This is a genomic window from Pseudomonas sp. MWU12-2029 (genome assembly GCF_023242425.1).
In the GTDB taxonomy this organism is placed as follows: Bacteria; Pseudomonadota; Gammaproteobacteria; order Pseudomonadales; family Pseudomonadaceae; genus Aquipseudomonas; species Aquipseudomonas kribbensis.
Genome location: NZ_JALJDY010000002.1, coordinates 113,537 through 130,710, shown reverse-complemented (window position 1 = coordinate 130,710; position 17,174 = coordinate 113,537). Strand labels below are relative to the sequence as shown.

The following is a 17,174-nucleotide window of genomic DNA, read 5'->3' as shown; positions in this document are numbered from 1 at the left end:
CGATGCGGCGACAAGGAGAAAACTCCATGAAGATGCTGCGTGTCCCTTTGTTGATGATCGGTCTGCTGCTGTGCTCCCAGGGTTTCGCCGCCACGGCGCAACAGAACAAGATGACCACCTGCAACGCCGACGCCACGGCCAAGAGCCTCAAGGGCGACGAGCGCAAAGCCTTCATGAGCACTTGCCTGAAGGGAGCGCCGGCGGCCAATGACGCCAAGACCCTGACCCCGCAGCAGGAAAAGATGAAGACCTGTAATGCCGACGCCAAGACCAAGGCCCTGACCGGCGATGCGCGCAAGGCATTCATGAGTGATTGCCTGAAGAAAAAATAAGATCGACAGATCGCAGCGAGCGGCAGGGCATCCGCTCGCTTCGGCGCCGGATCGCTGGCAGACTGCCAATCCTTTTACGCCGTTCGTTTTGAGGCTGTATGCCAACGTTTTCTGAGCGTCATGTTGTGTTCTGGGTCAGTTGCATCATCATTTTCGGCGGTTTGCTGCTGGTACTGCCGCTGCGCTTGTTGCCCAGTCTGTTGGCCGGGTTGTTGGTATTCGAGCTGGTCAACATGCTCACTCCGCAACTGCAACGGCTGATCGAAGGCCGCCGCGCGCGCTGGCTGGCAGTGGCATTGCTGGGCACGCTGGTGGTGAGTGTGCTGGCGCTGATTTTTGCCGGGGCCATCAGTTTCCTGCTGCACGAGGCGGAAAATCCCGGGGCTTCCCTCGACAAATTCATGGGTGTGGTCGACCGTGCGCGCGGGCAACTGCCGCCGTTTCTCGACAGCTACCTGCCCGCCAGCGCCGCTGAATTCCGTGTGGCCATCGGTGAATGGGCGAGCAAGCATCTGTCCGAGCTGCAACTGGTGGGCAAGGACGCGGCGCACATGTTCGTGACGCTGCTGATCGGTATGGTGCTCGGCGCGATCATCGCCCTGCAGCGCGTGCCGGACGTCACCAAGCGCAAGCCGCTGGCGGCCGCACTGTTCGACCGTCTGCACCTGCTGGTTCAGGCGTTTCGCAACATCGTCTTCGCACAGATCAAGATTTCCCTGCTCAACACCTTCTTCACCGGGATCTTCCTGGCGGTGATCCTGCCGCTGTTCGGGATCAAGCTGCCGCTGACCAAGACCCTGATCGTGCTGACGTTCCTGCTCGGTCTGCTGCCGGTGATCGGCAATCTGATGTCGAACACGCTGATCACCATCGTCGGCCTGTCGCTGTCGATCTGGGTGGCGGTTGCCGCGCTGGGCTACCTGATCTTTATCCACAAGCTCGAATACTTTCTCAACGCGCGCATCGTCGGCGGGCAGATCAGTGCCAAGTCCTGGGAGTTGCTGCTGGCGATGCTGGTGTTCGAGGCCGCGTTCGGCCTGCCGGGGGTAGTGGCGGGACCGATTTATTACGCGTATCTGAAGAGTGAGTTGAAGCTGGGCGGGATGGTTTAAGGACAGCGAAGATCTTTGTCAGATCGTTCCCACGCAGAGCGTGGGAACGATCATCGTGGTGTCAGTTCATCGAGCCGTAACGCTTCATGGCCTCAATCGCCAGACCGCTGCCGATGCTGCCAAAGATATTCCCTTCCACATGCCGCGCGTTCGGCAACATCGCCGAAACGCTGTTGCGCAGCGCCGGGATACCGCTGGAACCGCCGGTGAAGAACACCGTATCGACCTGACCCACCGCCACATTGGCGTCCGCCAGCAATTGCGTGACGCTGCCGCGTACCCGCTCAAGCTGCGCCTCGATGGCCGATTCGAACAGGGCGCGGGTCAACTCGACGTTCAGCCCGGATTCGATCCGGTCCAGCGGTACGTGACGGCTGTCGTTGTGGGTCAGATGAATCTTGGTTTCTTCCACTTCCATCGCCAGCCAGTGCCCGGCGCGCTGTTCGATCAGCTTGAACAGACGGTCGATGCCGCCGGTGTCCTCGATGTCGTAGCGCATGCTGCCCAGGGCCAGGGTCGATTTCTGCGAATACACCGAGTTGATGGTGTGCCAGGTCGCCAGGTTCATGTGGTGGCTGGTCGGCATGAATGCGCCGCTCTTCATGCGGCTGCCGTAGCCGAACAGCGGCATCAGGCCCTGCAGGCTCAGTTGCTTGTCGAAGTCGGTCCCGCCGATGTGCACGCCGCCGGTGGCGAGAATGTCGTCGTGACGGTTATCCATGCCCCGACGCTCGGGTGACAGGCGCACCAGCGAGAAGTCCGACGTACCACCGCCGATGTCGACGATCAGTACCAGTTCTTCCTTTTCGATGGTCGACTCGTAGTCGAAGGCCGCGGCAATCGGCTCGTACTGGAAGGACACGTCCTTGAAACCGAGCTTGCGCGCCACTTCCACCAGGGTGTCTTCGGCTTCCTGGTCGGCCAGCGGATCGTCGTCGACGAAGAACACCGGGCGGCCCAGCACCACCTGCTCGAACTCACGACCGGCGGCCGCTTCGGCACGGCTCTTGAGCTGGCCGATGAACAGCCCGAGCAGGTCCTTGAACGGCATCGCGGTGCCGAGGACGCTGGTGTCGTGCTTGATCAGCTTGGAACCGAGCAGGCTCTTGAGCGAGCGCATCAGCCGGCCTTCGTAGCCTTCCAGGTATTCGTGCAGCGCCAGGCGACCGTAGACCGGGCGGCGCTCCTCGATATTGAAGAAGACCACCGACGGCAGGGTGATCTTGTCGTCTTCCAGCGCGATCATCGTTTCCATGCCGGGGCGCAGCCAGCCGACGGTGGAGTTGGACGTGCCAAAGTCGATGCCGCAGGCACGGGCTGGAGAGGCGTCTTTCATGTCTTTCGGTTCCGGTCAAAAAAACGGCCGCGCAGTGTATGTCAGTGCGCGACAGATTCGAAGGCCGGTCATCCGCTATTTCGCGTCTAAGCTTGCTTGAAAGTCGGCGCTTTGCCCCAAACTTGCTGGCATGGGCCGGCAGACACACCGGCGGTCGCAAGAACCGCCGTCCACTGCCGATAAACTTCTGCTGCGCCACCCGGTCACAACCTTGAGATCGGTCAACCGGCCTTGCGCGAATCGGCGCATGCTGGCAACGGCGCGAAATCGATAACGGATGGTGATTCCTTCGATGGACTTCAAAGACTATTACAAGATACTCGGCGTGGAGCCGACGGCTGACGACAAGGCAATCAAGGCTGCCTATCGCAAGCTCGCGCGCAAATACCACCCCGATGTCAGCAAGGAAAAAGACGCCGAGGCCAAGTTCAAGGACGCCTCGGAAGCCTATGAAGCGCTGAAAAGTGCCGACAAGCGCGCCGAATACGACGACCTGCGTCGCTACGGCCAGCACGGTCAGCCGTTCCAGGGCCCGCCGGGCTGGCAGAGCCGTGGCGGCTTCGGTGGCGGTGGTGGCGAAACGGGTGATTTCTCGGACTTCTTCAGTTCGATCTTTGGCAATCGCGGCCCCGGTTTCGGTGGCGGCGCTGGCCGGCAATCCCGCAGCGCCGGGCGCCGAGGGCAAGACGTGGAACTGGAACTGCCGATTTTCCTGGAAGAAACCCTGTCGAACGAATCGAAAAAGATCAGCTTCCAGGTGCCGCAATACAACGCCAGCGGCCAGCACGTCAGCAACACCAGCAAGAGCCTGAACGTGAAGATCCCGGCGGGCGTGACCGACGGCGAGCGCATCCGCCTCAAGGGCCAGGGCGCACCGGGCATCGGTGGCGGCGCCAATGGCGATCTGTACCTGACCATCCGTTTTGCGCCGCACCCGAAATTCGATGTCGAAGGCGAAAACCTGATCATCACCTTGCCGCTGGCTCCGTGGGAACTGGCGCTGGGCACCGAAGTGGCCGTGCCGACCCTGACCGGCAAGATCAACCTCAAGGTGCCGGCCGGCAGCCAGAACGGTCAGCGCATGCGCGCCAAGGGCCACGGTCTGCAGAACAAGGCCGGCGAACGCGGTTACTTGTTCGTCCAGCTCAAGGCCGTGATGCCGAAGGCCGCCGGCGATGACGTCAAGGCGCTGTGGCAGGAACTGGCGAAGAAGGCCGCCTTCAATCCGCGAGAGAACTTCTGATACTGACGACGGAGTAGCCCATCATGAGCAGCCCCCTGATCGTTCAACTGGACATGGCAGAATTCTGTGAGGCGGCCGATCTGTCGGACGTCTACGTGATCGAAATCGTCGAACACGGCATCCTCGAACCTCAGGGCGCACAGCCCCGGGAATGGCGCTTCACCGATTACGAACTGGCCCTGGCCAAACGCGCCGCCAAGCTGCGGCGCGACCTGGAGCTGGAATGGGAAGGCGTCGCCCTGGCGCTGGACCTGCTGGAAGAAGTGCAGGAACTGCGGGCCGAGAACCGCATGCTCCGTCAGCGGTTGGGGCGGCTGGTGGTCGAGTGACCGCTTCAGGTCTTCCTTGGCAGCATTACGCTGAACAGCGTCCCTTCGGTTTCGCTTGAGCTGACTTCGATCGTCCCGCCGTGGGCGGTCACCACTTCCTTGACGATGAACAGCCCCAGACCGAGGCTGGTCGATGGCTGGCCAAGTTCTTCGTCGGCGCTGCGTACCAGCGGATCGAAAATCGTGCCGATGGCTTCATCCGGGATCGGCTCGCCATAGTTGTGCACCGACAGATGCACCGCGTCGTTCTCGCCGCGCAGGGTCACGATCACTTCTCGCGGATTCGAACCATGCTGCAGGGCGTTGCCGATCAGATTCTGCAGCAACTGATCCAGCCGCCCGGCATCCCAGACACCTCGGGTATCGCCGTCGATCTTCAGGGTCGGATCGCATTCGGGATTACCGGCGCAGGCTTCGGCGATGGCCGCTCGCACCGTGTCGGCCAGATCCATCGGCGCCGGTTCGATGGGCAGGCTCTTGCCGAGGCGGCTGCGCACCAGTTCCAGCAGATCGCTGACCATCGCCGCCATGTGCCGCGCGCCGTGTTTGATATTCAATGCGCAGGTCAGCGCATCGCCTTCCAGAGTGGTTTTGCGCATCAGCAGCTCGGTCGACATGCTGACCGCTTGCAGCGGTGCGCGCAGGTCGTGGCCGAGGATCGCGAGAAAAATGTCGCGCGAGCGGTTGACCTGCTCGGCGTAGGCGGCGGTCGATTCGGCGAGGGCTTCGTCGATGGCTTCGTTGAAGCGGATCATGTCCTGGAAGTACGCCATGTCCGGCGACTGCAACGTGCCGACCCACAAGCGGATCACGCAGGCGCGCAGGTGGCGGAATTCCGAAGTCATCTGCACCAGGTCGAAGCCCACGGTATGGCGCAACTCACCGTGGCTGGCGCCGGCCTCGTCGAGGCTCGGGGTTTTCTCCGGCCCTTCGCCCTTGGCCTTGGCGAGCTGCTCGCTGGCGGTCTGTGCGGTTTCCATGTCGCGTGCGGCGGCCAGCAGAATCGCCCGGGCATGGTCGCGCAGCGCCGCCTGGTCCAGAGTGTCGGCCGCCGGAGTGATGGTCCTGGCGAACTGTTCCCATTCCTCGACGATGTGATCCGCGTGTTGCCGGATGAATTCGGATAAACGCATGTCCGGGTTCCTGGAAATTCAAGGCGGGGCGTTCGAATATTAGCCCCTTTGCGCGGGAATGAAAGCGCCGCTCGGGTCTGAAATTTCCGCTGACAAGACGTCTTGCGACAAGACATATGTACCTCAGCCCCGGCGGTTCTCCATGGTCTGCTTTCGCTCCATTTCAAGGAGCGAAACCATGTCCGAAATCCCCGCCGCTTCACCTTCTCCGGACAATCTTGCACCGCCGGGTCCGTTCGTGACGCAAAGCCTGCACGCCGGCTGGCTTCAGCAGTCCAGCCCCGAGTGGCTGATCAATGCACCCATGCGTCAGCGCGAGGCATTGAAGAATGCCGACGCCGTCCCGCCGGAATGGTACAGGCGCGCCTCCCGCGAGCAACGCAAGGCCGTGGGTGATGCTGCGGCCGCCAGCCTCGCCGCCCGGTCGCGCCTGGACAAGGCCATGTCGACCTTTCAGGACATCGACAGCTTCGCCGCGCCATTGCTGACCCAGGCGCTCAAGGACCGTTTCAACGTGACGCTGGATGTCAACAAGACCTGGCTGGTCCTGAACAAACCGGTGGAGATGGGCATTTTCGCCATTGAAATCGATTTTTTCGAAGTCTTGAAGCTGCCCTTGCTACAGGCAGCCCTGCATAACTTCGAAGCCCGTGAATGTAAAAACGGGGCCTTTCATCGCACATCGGGATTTCGCCTCGAAACCTCGACACCAGGAACCCTGGAACCGTTGAGTACCCGTCTCACGGTCGAACAGTTCACCGGCTTGTGCCGTTCACTGGACATCGGGGCGAAGTATCAGGCGTATCTCAAGGATTTCCTGCACCCCAAAGACGCGGTGGCCGAACATGTGCTGCGCGACAAATTCATCGACGCGCACAAGAGCGCTCTGCGTGCGGCCGCCGAGCTGGCCCTGGTCAAGGGCGACATCGGGCGCGAAGACTACGCTTCGATTCGCTCGGTCCTCAATGGCGAGCTGGCGCCCCGTCAGGGTCATCGGCAGATCTGGTTTCGTGATCTGGGACTGATGGGCCGGCGCATGACCGGCTGCGTACTGTTCACGATCTGCGAAAAGTACCGCTACAGCGACGACTCGATCCTCTATGTCCCGAGCGATCCTTTCCACCCGCTCAAACGCTACAAGGACCGGGAAATGGAAGCGATGTTCAAGCAGCGCTTCACCACGCGGGACGCCAGTCAGGCACATCCCGCAGAGCCGAATGCCTACCAGCGCTTTTTCAGCCAGTTCGTCGCCTATGCTGACCGGCCACGCTTTTTCAGTCAGTTCACCGACGACACGCCCGACCGGACATTCGCACAGAGACTGGAGCCCCACGCTCCGCTGTTCAATGAGATTTTCAAGGCCCTCAACCCGATCAACGCGGCGCTTACCGGGATTCGTGAGTTGCCGCCGGCGTCACCGGTCGCGCAGGTGCCGAATGCGGATCCGTATCTGAATCCGGTGGACCTGTCCCGCAAGGGCCACGGGATCTGGGCGGATAATGTCGATCTGTGGAATTACCTGTTCGACCAGCATCGTGAGCGACTGATTGCCGATGCTCGCAGCCATGCGGTACCCACGGCGGATGTCGATGCCAGAGTGCGCTCGGAAAAGCTCGCCGCGCTGCTGAACATCGGCATGCTGGTGCTGACCGGCATTTCGATGTTCGTGCCGGTATTGGGCGAAGTGATGATGGTGGTGATGACCGGGCAACTGCTCGAAGAAACCTTTGAAGGCGCCATCGAGTGGAGTGAGGGGGATCGCAAGGCTGCAAAGGGACACCTGATCGATGTCGCGCAAAACCTCGCGTTGATTGCCTTGATGGCGGGGGCCGGCAAGGGGCTTGCCCGGCTGACTGCTGCCAGATCGACACCGGTCATCGAGAACCTGCATCAGGTACAGATGCCAGACGGCACGACCCGATTGTGGAAGCCTGACCTGCACGGCTACGACAGTCCGGTCACTCTGGACTCGCGTGCGGCACCGAACGCACTGGGGCAGTACCGGGTCGGGCAAAACCACTACATTCGGCTTGAAGGCAAGACGTACCGGCAGACTTACGACGAGTCGCTCAAGGCATGGCGAATCAATCACTCGGACGATCCGCAGGCTTATCAACCGCCGCTGGCCCACAACGGCGCCGGCGCCTGGCGACATACGCTCGAGCGTCCGCAGGAGTGGGACCGGCTGACACTCCTGCGGCGCATCGGCCACAGCACTGATGTTTTCGCTGACGAGCAGTTGCTGACCCTTGCCGATATGGCCGGTGTCAGCGATGGCGCCCTGCGCAAGATGCACCTGGACAATGCCTTGCCACCCCCGGAGCTGGTGGAGGCCATGCGCCTGTTCAACACCGAGCGGGATGCCGGACTGATCGTCGAGCAGATTTCAGGACGACAACCCATTGATGATCGCTATCTGCAGGTGCTGCCGCTGCTGCCCGACATGCCACGCTGGCCGTGGGGGCGGCAGTTGAAGGTCTACGATGCTGCCGATCTGTCGGGCACTGCGCACGGCTACGGGGTGAAGCGCGGGGGCAAGGCACCGATCCGGATCAGCCGGGCCGAGGTGCTGAGCGGTGCGTTGCCGGCGCGAATTCTCGCGGCGCTGGATGAAGCCGAGACGGTTCGTCTGTTGGGTGGCGAGCCTGCACGCGTCCGGGCGGCGCGGACGCAGGAACTCGCCGGACAAATTGCCGACTTTGCCAGCGCCCGTCAGCCTGCGTTGTTCGACAGCCTGCTCAAAGGTGCTGCTCCGGTGTCAGCCCGGACGGCAAAGCTGCAACGGATCTTCCCCGCCCTGACCGAGCAAGGGGCATCCGCTGTCCTGCGTCAGGCGAGCGCAGGAGAGCTGGCGAGGCTGGACAGCACCGCGAAGATTCCGTTGCATTTGCAGGAGCTCGGTCGCTGGTATGGCCAGACGGGTCGCCTGACCCGGGCTCTGGCCGGGTTGCGCAGTGAAACCATGGCTTCTGCCGACAGCCGCCATCTCGCATTGCAGACGTTGGGGCGACTGCCTGGCTGGTCCAGTGATGTGCGTCTGGAAATCCGCGAGAGCAGCATCAGCGGCCCGATGCTGGACGCCATCGGCAGCGAAACCGCCTTGACGCGCAAGTACCTGGTCAAGTACGGGGATGCCTATCAGGCTGTCAATGAGCGTGGCGAGCCGCTCAACAGCATCCCGCACAAAGGCGACAATTTTTACCCTTCGTTGATGCATGCCTTGCCCGATGAGGCACGTCATGGGCTGGGCCTGCCGAATGCCTGGCAGGGCAACGATCTGCAACGCACGATCATCGAACGGGCGCTCGCCGAACGCAGCCAGTCGGCCCGGATTCTACGGGTGGGCAGCGTCGACAAACCATGGTTCAAACCACCGCAACGCATCGCACCCGGCGTGCTCGGTTATCCCGCCAGTGGCGACGGCCCGGGGCCGAGTCAGGCGTTGACCGTTCACGTGCAGAACGTTTATCCGGGCTTGAATGACGCCCAGGCCCGAGGTTTCATTCTTGAACAATGGCGGGCGGGCAGGAGTGATCAACAGATTTTTCATCTGCTCAACAACCGGTTGAGCGAGTGGCGGGAGCTGGAGGCAACACTCGATCAATGGTTGATGGCGCAGAACCTGCGTTTGCGCACCACCCGTGACGAGTTCGTCAACGTGGTGCAAAGCGTCAAGGACTGCTGGCGCAATGCACCGCTGGCCGAACACAGTCCGCACGCGGCCCGCCTGACGCTGATCAGTGACGCACCTCTGCCGTCATTGACGGCGGACTTTACCCACGTTCGTGAACTGACACTGCATACCCCGCTGGTCGGCGATACGCTTGCCGCGTTTCCCAATGTCGAGAAACTCGCCCTGAGCGCGAGTGTGGCGGAGTTCGACAAAGTGCTCGCGACATTGAAAACACTGCGACACATGACCCGCCTGAAACTCTCCACGCCGATTACCGGCCAGGTGGCGTCGCGTGTGCGGGAGCTGACCCGGCTGGAAGAACTGGAACTGCGCTGTACCGCCAGCGGAGTGAATCCGGTGGTGCCGATGACACTCGATGTCGGCGGCATGCGGCAGTTGCGCCGGCTCGTAGTCGGCAGTCCGCAGATGCACCAATGGCCGCACGGGGTTCTCGATCTGCCGCGACTGGAGCGCCTGAATCTGCGATCGACCGCGATCAATACCCTGCCGATGGAAATCTATGAAGGCCATCAACGACTGTTGTCCGGTCTGTCACTGGACTGGTCGAAATTTCCGCGTCGGGTGTTCAAGCCGATCTATGAGTTTGTCCGGAATCAGCCTCGGCATCTGCTCGACCTGGATGAAATGGTCGCCGACTACTGTCGCGGCGAACTCAAGCGTTTTGTCGGCATGGAACCGAGCCTGTTCGATGTCTTGAGTACCGGGTTCAAGGCGCAGTGGACGGACGTCGGCAGTCGTTTCGCCGCGATCGAAACCTTGAGTGAGCAATTCAGTGAGCTGAACCGGCTTCAGGAATGGGTCGGCTCCGAGCCGACAGTGTCAAATGGCGGTGCAGCACGCTCGGCGGTGGCCGAGGCGTTGAGAAGCAGTTGGCGCAGCGGGTTGTTCCAGCGCTATGGCGCGCGCACCGAAAGCCTGTTCTACAACTTGTATGTGAGCCTGCCCAATGATGCCTCGGTGCTGGATATTCTCGGCTCGCCGGTGGAGAGCCTGCCGACCTTGTCCGCTGAAGGTTTCACCCACGTCAGAAGCTTGCACCTGGCAGGATTGCAGGCTCCGGTTGATCAACTGCGCGGGTTCATCCGTACGTTTCGCAATGTCGATACCCTGGACCTGAGCCATTGCGGTTTGTCGGCGCTGCCACTGGAGCCTGGTGATCTGCCGGCGCTTGAAACGTTGAATCTGCATGACAACCCGTTGAGCAGGATCGACGTACGCGGGATGAATCGCCTGATGGCGCTGGACTTGAGTGCCACGGCCCTGCGCGAATGGCCGAGCGGTATCGAGGAGCTGCCGGAACTGACCTGGCTGGACCTCAGTGACAGCCAGTTGACCTCGCTGCCGGATGCGCTGCTGGCGCGTGATGCATTACTGCTCGATACCAGCCTGACCGGCACTCCGTTGAATCCGCAAGCCAAAGCAGCTCTTGCCACTGCGCGGCAGAGGGTTGAAGAGAGTCGAGGCCTGGTTCCCGGTTCATTGCAGCGTTTTGCGCTGGAAGAGACGCGTCACCGTACACCGCCCACCGAAAGTGGCTCGGTCATTGCCCGACGATTGCTGCCGTTACCGCCGTCGCTGGGAGTTGAAGGCCCGGCGGGCTGGGTCGCACGCGTCCAGCGCCTGCGCCCGCAGTACGACAGCGCCCGGGCGCAACAGGCCATCGAGCGGATGCAGGTCGCGGGACTGACCGAGGTGCAGATCGGTGAGCAAATCGACGCATGGGACCGCGACTTCGAGTCCCTGACGCGGCGTCTGAACGATTGGCTGTTCACCCATGAAACCCGGGGCATGGATTGGGTCGTGTCATCGCGCACCCGCCAACTTGCCGCACAGCGCATCATGGAATGCTGGCGCGAAGGCACGGTCGACTGGAATGGTGTTGCGGATCGCGAGCTGGACCTCAACGGTCTGCAGGTGGGCAACCTGCCCGAGCCGGGCGCAACGTTCGCGGCGGTGAATAGCCTGAATCTCGGGGGCGTCAAACTTACTTCGCAAGGCTCCAGCGGTTTTCTCAGGGCATTCACTCACCTGCGCCGCCTCAGCCTCAGCGGCAATCACCTGCCGGCGGTGCCCGAGCCGGTGACACAAATGCTTGAGCTGGAGCAGCTGGAACTGTCGCTCACCGGCCTTGCGGACTCCGCTGCTGCGGGTCATGCGCTGGAGACGCTTACACAGTTGCAGTGGCTGGACCTGAGCCACAACAGCCTGCGTTCCTTCAGTGTCACGGGGTTCGGGCAGCTGGAGCGGCTGGATCTGAGCGATAACCTGCTTACCGCCTGGCCGGAGGGCGTATTGCAAGCCCCACGCTTGCAAATGCTCGACTTGAGCAACAATGAAATCGCATCGATCCCCACAGCGTTGTATGACGGCAGACATGCGGTGTTACTGGCCGGCAGCAACCTGGCGGAAAACTACGAGATATCGCAACAAAGTCTGCTCAGGCTGCGCGAATACGCCGATGCCCATGGACGGCGTGACGTGCTGGGCCTGACGTATGCCGACATCGACCGGATGATCGATGACATGGACAGCACCACCGAAAGCGATGCCGAAGAGCTGGAGGTCGAAAGCGAACCTGATGAGGTCCTTCCGGCACTGGCCGGAACGGTCCTTGAGCAGCAAGTGACTCCGTGGATTGAAAACCTCCCCGAGGAGGACGCCGGGCGTTATCGGGCGATGTGGCAGCGGTTGGCTGCCGAACCCGACAACGAAGCCTTCTTCCATCTGCTTTCCCGGATGCCGGACACCGAAGAGTTCCGGGTTTTTCGCGCCGATCTGACCCGACGGGTCTGGGGAATCGTCGAGGCGGCCGCTGACAGTCAGGAGCTGCGTGACACGCTGTTTTCCATGGCGACCACGCACACGACCTGTGTCGACGGGCGAACCTTGGCGCTCAGCGAGATCGAGGTCAAGGTGTATGAGTACAACGCCTTGCGGCACCTGCAGCCAGGTCTTGCAGCGAAAGGTCGGGCGTTGCTCGATTTGTCGCGTCAACTGTTTCGCCTGGGGCAGGTGGAAAAACTCGCGGCCCGCCGCATGGGCCGTCACGCCGATCCGGCGGAAGTGCGTCTGCAGTATCGAATCGGTCTGACGTCGGGCTGGGAGGACGGTCTGCAACTGCCGGGGCAACCCAGTCACATGCGGTTTGCCCGGCCGCTCAGGGGCGATGATCTGGTAGCGGCCCGCGCGGCGGTCATGCGAGCCGAAACGAGTGAGCAGTTTTATGAAGAACTGATCAGCCGTGATTACTGGGTTCAGTACCTGACCGAGAAATACCCGGCTGAACTTGACGCGCTCAAGCGCAACGCGGATGAAAAGCTGCAACGACTCGAGGATGAATACGAAGACGTGACCAGCATGGCGTACCAGGAGGCGGTACAGATGCTTGAGGTTGAGCGCAGTATTGAGCGCAACCAGCAACTGATTGCCCTGTCGCGCCTGGAAACAGGCGAGCCGGTGATGGTCGGGCTCGACGATGAGCGGCCCGGAACTTCGCGGTACTCGATGGACACTTCAACCCGCTGAGGCGTTGGCAGCCCCGGTCGTCGAAAGGCTCGAAGACCGGGGCCAGACATCAGAACAGAAAGTAACGCTGGGCCATCGGCAGGGTTTCGGCCGGTTCACACCAGAGCAATACGCCGTCGGCCTTGACCTGGTAGGTCTGCGGGTCGACATCGATGTTCGGCAGGTAATCGTTGTGGATCAAGTCGGTTTTCTGCACGTCGCGGCAACCTTTGACCACGGCGATTTTCTTCTTCAGGCCCAGTGCTTCGGGCAGCCCGGATTCCTGAGCCGCCTGGCTGATGAAGGTCAGGCTGGTGGCGTGCAGCGAGCCGCCGTAACTGGCGAACATCGGACGGTAGTGCACCGGTTGCGGGGTCGGGATCGAGGCGTTGGCGTCGCCCATCAGGCTCGCGGCAATGGCGCCGCCCTTGAGGATCAGCGTCGGTTTCACGCCGAAGAACGCCGGGCGCCACAGCACCAGATCCGCCCATTTGCCGACTTCCACCGAACCCACTTCATGGCTGATGCCATGGGTGATCGCCGGGTTGATCGTGTACTTGGCGATGTAGCGTTTGGCGCGGAAGTTGTCGTTGTCTTCGCCGTCCTGAGGCAGCGGGCCGCGCTGCTTTTTCATCTTGTCGGCGGTCTGCCAGGTGCGCGTGATGACTTCGCCGACGCGGCCCATGGCCTGGCTGTCGGAGCTGATCATCGAGAACGCGCCGAGGTCGTGGAGGATGTCTTCGGCGGCAATGGTTTCGCGGCGGATACGGCTTTCGGCGAACGCCACGTCCTCTGCTATGCTCGGGTCGAGGTGGTGGCAGACCATCAGCATGTCGAGGTGTTCGTCGATGGTGTTGCGGGTGAACGGCCGGGTCGGGTTGGTCGAACTCGGCAGCACGTTGGCGAAGCCGCAAGCCTTGATGATGTCCGGCGCATGGCCGCCGCCGGCACCTTCGGTGTGGTAGGTGTGGATGGTGCGACCCTTGAACGCGCCGAGGGTGGTTTCGACGAAACCGGATTCGTTGAGGGTGTCGGTGTGGATCGCCACCTGCACGTCGTACTGGTCGGCGACGCTCAGGCAGTTGTCGATGCTCGCCGGGGTGGTCCCCCAGTCTTCGTGGAGCTTGAGGCCGATGGCGCCGGCCTTGACCTGTTCGATCAGCGGCTCCGGCAGGCTGGCGTTGCCCTTGCCGGTGAGGCCGATGTTCATCGGAAACGCATCCGCCGCCTGGAGCATCCGCGCCAGATGCCATGGCCCGGAAGTGCAGGTCGTTGCGTTGGTGCCGGTGGCCGGCCCGGTGCCGCCGCCGATCATGGTGGTGACGCCGCTCATCAGCGCTTCTTCGATCTGTTGCGGGCAGATGAAGTGGATGTGGGTGTCGATACCGCCGGCGGTGAGGATCATGCCTTCGCCGGCAATCACTTCGGTGCTGGCGCCAATGGCGATGGTCACGCCGGGCTGCACGTCCGGGTTGCCGGCCTTGCCGATGGCGGCGATGCGCCCGTCCTTGAGGCCGACGTCGGCCTTGACGATGCCCCAGTGGTCGATGATCAGCGCGTTGGTGATCAGTGTGTCGACCACTTCAGCGGCCAGCAGCTGGCTCTGGCCCTGGCCGTCGCGGATCACTTTGCCGCCGCCGAATTTCACTTCTTCGCCGTAGGTGGTGAAGTCCTGTTCGACCTCGATCCACAGCTCGGTGTCGGCCAGGCGCACCTTGTCGCCGACGGTAGGGCCGAACATGTCGGCGTAGGCTTGACGCGAGATCTTCATGTGTTCGCCTTGGAATTCAATTGGTTTTGAGATCGTTCGCTGCGCTCACTTTCGCGAGCAGGCTCGCTCCCACAGGGGATCGGATTCCAGCTGGAGGAACTCGGTTTAATGTGGGAGCGAGCCTGCTCGCGACGGGGGGCACTGCAAAATTCAGAGGTCACCCATGACCCGCCCGGCAAACCCGAACACCCGGCGATGCCCGGCGTAATCCACCAGTTCCACCTCGCGGCTCTGGCCCGGCTCGAAGCGCACGGCGGTGCCCGCCGGGATGTTCAGGCGCATGCCGCGGCTGGCGTCGCGGTCGAAGGTCAGGGCGTCGTTGGTTTCGAAAAAGTGGTAGTGCGAACCGACCTGGATCGGTCGGTCGCCGCTGTTCGCCACTTTCAGGCTGATCGTGCGGCGACCGACGTTGAGTTCGATATCGCCGGGCTGGATTTTGTACTCGCCGGGAATCATCAGTTCGCTCCTTGCAGGACTTTGTAATAGAGGGCCGTCGGGCGATAGGTGCCGTTCGGGTCGCAGGCGTAGTCGGGGATTTCCCCGGCGCGGATGTAACCCAGGGCCTTGTAGAAATCTTCGGCGGGGGAGCCGGCCTCGGTGTCGAGGTAGAGCATGCCGCGCTTGTACTGGCGGGCCGTCAGTTCCAGCGCTTCCATCAACTGCTGGCCGAGGCCGCGCCGGCGGGCCTGTTCGCGCACCAGCAGTTTCTGCACTTCGGCGCGGTTCAGGCCGTTGGCCTTCTGGCACAGACCCAGTTGTACGCTGGCCTGCACCTGTTCGTCCTTGACCACCACCCACAGCAAGACGTTGCCCTTGTTCAGGTTGTCCTGCACTTCATCGAAATAGGCGCGGGCCTGCGCGGCATCGAGATCGGCCATGAAGCCGACGCTGGCGCCATAACCCACAGCGTCCAGCAGCAGCTCGATCAGGCCCTGACGATAGTGCGCAAAACTTTCAGCATTGACGCGTCGCAGTTGGGCGGGGTTCATCGGTGTCACTCCTTGTTGGCGGGCGGCGGCTCCGCGCCAGGATTGAGGGTCAGTTGCATGAAGGTCAGGTCGAGCCAGCGGCCGAACTTGGTGCCGACCTGCGGCATCTGCCCGGTGGTGATGAAACCGGCGCGCTCGTGCAGGCGGATCGACGCCGCGTTGCCGCTTTCGATGGCGGCGACCATGACGTGCTTGCCACAGGTTTTTGCGCGTTCGATCAACGCGGTCATCAATTGCGGGCCGAGGCCGTTACCGCGCTGGTCGCTGCGCACGTAGACCGAATGCTCGACGGTGTGACGGAAACCGTCGAACGGCCGCCAGTCACCGAACGAAGCGTAGCCGAGGGTGGTGTTGTCGGCGTCGACGATCACCAGGATCGGATAAGCCTGAGCCTGGCGGGCGCTGAACCACGCCTGACGATTGCCGAGATCGACGGCGGATTCATTCCAGATCGCCGTGGTGTTGAGCACGGCGTCGTTGTAGATGTCGCGGATCGCCGGCAGGTCGGCGTGCAGGGCATCGCGGATGGTGTAAGTCATGGCGCGGCCTCAGACGATCGGTTGGTGGACGGTGACCAGTTTGGTGCCGTCGGGAAACGTCGCTTCGACCTGGATCTCCGGGATCATTTCCGGGATGCCTTCCATTACCTGCTCGCGGGCCAGCAGGGTGGTGCCGTAGTGCATCAGCTCGGCCACGGTCTGGCCGTCGCGGGCGCCTTCGAGCAGCGCCGCGGAGATGTAGGCCATCGCTTCCGGGTAGTTGAGCTTCACGCCGCGGGCCAGTCGCCGCTCGGCCACGAGGCCGGCGGTGAAGATCAGCAGCTTGTCTTTTTCGCGTGGGGTCAGGTCCATCGTTTGAAATCCATTGTCGGCAGTTGAAGAAAATCAGGTGTTCCAGATTCGGGGAGGCAGGGTTTCGCGGCCAAGCAGCGCAGGCCTGAGTAATCGCCAGAGTTCGATCAGCCAGGCCCGCGCCAGCAACGCTTCACTGGCCAGACAACGCGCAACCAGCAACCCCGGCAATTGCGTCAGATCCCCGCGCACTTCATGCCCCAGCGAGCGGCAGCGCTCCAGCAATTCAGCATCAATCTCGCCGGTGACCAGCAACGTCGCAAACACCGGATGGCCGTCCAGTCCGATCGGCGAATCAAGCAAGCCGTCAGCGCCGACGATGCGCTGGCGTTCATGCCACAGCAACCGGCCATCGCGGCGAATATCCAGATGCGCCTGGAAATGCCCGAGGTCGAAACGCTCGCCACTGGCCGGGCGCCCGAGGGCCACCACGTCCCAGTAGAACAGCCGCGCATCGCCTTCAAGCTCGATCGAGGTCGAGAGTTCCGCCTGGGCGGCGCTGTAGACGATGGTTTCCTGGGGCAGCCACTCCAGTGTCGCGCCGTCAGCGACGCGCAGGTCCAGCGACTGATAAGCGGGGCCCGCCGCGCGATACCACTTGGCCGCGCCGGGGCTGGTGATCTGTGCCCAGGCGCCCGGTTCCACGCGGGCGCTGATGTTCAACCGGTCACCGCCGGCAATGCCGCCCGGCGGGTGGACGATGATGTGCTGGCAGACCTCGGGCCCTTCGGCGTACAGATGCTTTTGCACCCGCAGCGGGCCGAGGTGGCGACGACGGGTCGGGCGCGTGCAATCGCCGAAGCGGGCATAGGCCAGCTCCAGCTCCGCATGCCAGCTCGGGGTAAACAAGGCAGTCGCTAAAGGTAAGTTCATGTTTTCT

Annotated in this window: 13 protein-coding genes; 5 read left to right on the top strand and 8 right to left on the bottom strand. The window is 62.4% G+C overall.

The genetic code is table 11. The annotated features are described in order from the left end of the window. Nucleotides 1-26: 26 nt before the first annotated feature. Both M5B44_RS05560 and M5B44_RS05555 read left to right on the top strand, forming a co-directional pair. Nucleotides 27-332 (top strand): PsiF family protein, encoded by a 306-nt coding sequence (locus M5B44_RS05560; protein ID WP_248738500.1) that lies wholly within the window; start codon nucleotides 27-29, stop codon nucleotides 330-332. Between the two features lie 98 nt (nucleotides 333-430). Next, nucleotides 431-1,444 carry an AI-2E family transporter gene (locus M5B44_RS05555; protein WP_085711192.1) on the top strand — a complete coding sequence of 338 codons (1,014 nt, stop codon included), beginning with the start codon at nucleotides 431-433 and terminating at the stop codon, nucleotides 1,442-1,444. 61 nt (nucleotides 1,445-1,505) lie between these two features. Here the strand turns inward: M5B44_RS05555 and M5B44_RS05550 are convergent, their stop codons facing one another. Next, complete coding sequence (locus tag M5B44_RS05550) at nucleotides 1,506-2,780, bottom strand: Hsp70 family protein (protein ID WP_248738499.1); 1,275 nt, start codon at nucleotides 2,778-2,780, stop codon at nucleotides 1,506-1,508. A 292-nt stretch (nucleotides 2,781-3,072) separates the two neighbouring features. On the opposite strand from M5B44_RS05550, the gene M5B44_RS05545 reads away from it, so the two are divergent. Then, nucleotides 3,073-4,023, top strand: a complete 951-nt coding sequence (locus M5B44_RS05545; protein ID WP_248738498.1) for a DnaJ C-terminal domain-containing protein — start codon at nucleotides 3,073-3,075, stop codon at nucleotides 4,021-4,023. Nucleotides 4,024-4,046: 23 nt separating this feature from the next. Continuing rightward, nucleotides 4,047-4,352, top strand: coding sequence for a chaperone modulator CbpM (locus tag M5B44_RS05540; RefSeq protein WP_119429418.1), 306 nt, complete (start codon nucleotides 4,047-4,049; stop codon nucleotides 4,350-4,352). Between the two features lie 5 nt (nucleotides 4,353-4,357). On the opposite strand, the gene M5B44_RS05535 is transcribed toward M5B44_RS05540, so the two are convergent. Beyond that, a complete protein-coding gene (locus tag M5B44_RS05535) occupies nucleotides 4,358-5,485 on the bottom strand; it encodes a sensor histidine kinase (protein ID WP_248738497.1) in 1,128 nt (375 codons plus the stop codon). 178 nt (nucleotides 5,486-5,663) lie between these two features. On the opposite strand from M5B44_RS05535, the gene M5B44_RS05530 reads away from it, so the two are divergent. Next, a complete protein-coding gene (locus tag M5B44_RS05530; RefSeq protein WP_248738496.1) occupies nucleotides 5,664-12,704 on the top strand; it encodes an NEL-type E3 ubiquitin ligase domain-containing protein in 7,041 nt (2,346 codons plus the stop codon). 49 nt (nucleotides 12,705-12,753) lie between these two features. Here the strand turns inward: M5B44_RS05530 and ureC are convergent, their stop codons facing one another. The 6 genes from ureC to M5B44_RS05500 form a co-directional block, all read right to left on the bottom strand. Then, entirely contained in the window at nucleotides 12,754-14,454 is a 1,701-nt protein-coding gene (gene ureC / locus M5B44_RS05525; RefSeq protein WP_248738495.1) for an urease subunit alpha, read from the bottom strand. A gap of 150 nt (nucleotides 14,455-14,604) precedes the next feature. Next, on the bottom strand, nucleotides 14,605-14,910 hold the full coding sequence (locus M5B44_RS05520; RefSeq protein WP_248738494.1) for an urease subunit beta: 306 nt from the start codon (nucleotides 14,908-14,910) through the stop codon (nucleotides 14,605-14,607). Beyond that, the gene (locus tag M5B44_RS05515; RefSeq protein ID WP_248738493.1) at nucleotides 14,910-15,443 is read right to left on the bottom strand and encodes a GNAT family N-acetyltransferase; all 534 of its coding nucleotides are present in this window, start codon (nucleotides 15,441-15,443) and stop codon (nucleotides 14,910-14,912) included. The genes M5B44_RS05520 and M5B44_RS05515 overlap by 1 nt, the downstream gene beginning before the upstream one ends. Nucleotides 15,444-15,448: 5 nt before the next feature. Further along, nucleotides 15,449-15,982 carry a GNAT family N-acetyltransferase gene (locus M5B44_RS05510; RefSeq protein WP_248738492.1) on the bottom strand — a complete coding sequence of 178 codons (534 nt, stop codon included), beginning with the start codon at nucleotides 15,980-15,982 and terminating at the stop codon, nucleotides 15,449-15,451. 9 nt (nucleotides 15,983-15,991) lie between these two features. Then, a complete protein-coding gene (gene ureA / locus M5B44_RS05505) occupies nucleotides 15,992-16,294 on the bottom strand; it encodes an urease subunit gamma (protein ID WP_248738491.1) in 303 nt (100 codons plus the stop codon). A gap of 33 nt (nucleotides 16,295-16,327) precedes the next feature. Continuing rightward, nucleotides 16,328-17,167 (bottom strand): urease accessory protein UreD, encoded by an 840-nt coding sequence (locus M5B44_RS05500; protein ID WP_248738490.1) that lies wholly within the window; start codon nucleotides 17,165-17,167, stop codon nucleotides 16,328-16,330. Nucleotides 17,168-17,174: the final 7 nt, after the last annotated feature.

What these genes read in the sequence shown, in the direction of transcription:
- M5B44_RS05560 (WP_248738500.1), top strand. Translation starts at nt 27, where the DNA reads ATGAAGATGCTGCGTGTCCCTTTGTTGATGATCGGTCTGCTGCTGTGC.
- M5B44_RS05555 (WP_085711192.1), top strand. Translation starts at nt 431, where the DNA reads ATGCCAACGTTTTCTGAGCGTCATGTTGTGTTCTGGGTCAGTTGCATC.
- M5B44_RS05550 (WP_248738499.1), bottom strand. Translation starts at nt 2,780, where the DNA reads ATGAAAGACGCCTCTCCAGCCCGTGCCTGCGGCATCGACTTTGGCACG.
- M5B44_RS05545 (WP_248738498.1), top strand. Translation starts at nt 3,073, where the DNA reads ATGGACTTCAAAGACTATTACAAGATACTCGGCGTGGAGCCGACGGCT.
- M5B44_RS05540 (WP_119429418.1), top strand. Translation starts at nt 4,047, where the DNA reads ATGAGCAGCCCCCTGATCGTTCAACTGGACATGGCAGAATTCTGTGAG.
- M5B44_RS05535 (WP_248738497.1), bottom strand. Translation starts at nt 5,485, where the DNA reads ATGCGTTTATCCGAATTCATCCGGCAACACGCGGATCACATCGTCGAG.
- M5B44_RS05530 (WP_248738496.1), top strand. Translation starts at nt 5,664, where the DNA reads ATGTCCGAAATCCCCGCCGCTTCACCTTCTCCGGACAATCTTGCACCG.
- ureC (WP_248738495.1), bottom strand. Translation starts at nt 14,454, where the DNA reads ATGAAGATCTCGCGTCAAGCCTACGCCGACATGTTCGGCCCTACCGTC.
- M5B44_RS05520 (WP_248738494.1), bottom strand. Translation starts at nt 14,910, where the DNA reads ATGATTCCCGGCGAGTACAAAATCCAGCCCGGCGATATCGAACTCAAC.
- M5B44_RS05515 (WP_248738493.1), bottom strand. Translation starts at nt 15,443, where the DNA reads ATGAACCCCGCCCAACTGCGACGCGTCAATGCTGAAAGTTTTGCGCAC.
- M5B44_RS05510 (WP_248738492.1), bottom strand. Translation starts at nt 15,982, where the DNA reads ATGACTTACACCATCCGCGATGCCCTGCACGCCGACCTGCCGGCGATC.
- ureA (WP_248738491.1), bottom strand. Translation starts at nt 16,294, where the DNA reads ATGGACCTGACCCCACGCGAAAAAGACAAGCTGCTGATCTTCACCGCC.
- M5B44_RS05500 (WP_248738490.1), bottom strand. Translation starts at nt 17,167, where the DNA reads ATGAACTTACCTTTAGCGACTGCCTTGTTTACCCCGAGCTGGCATGCG.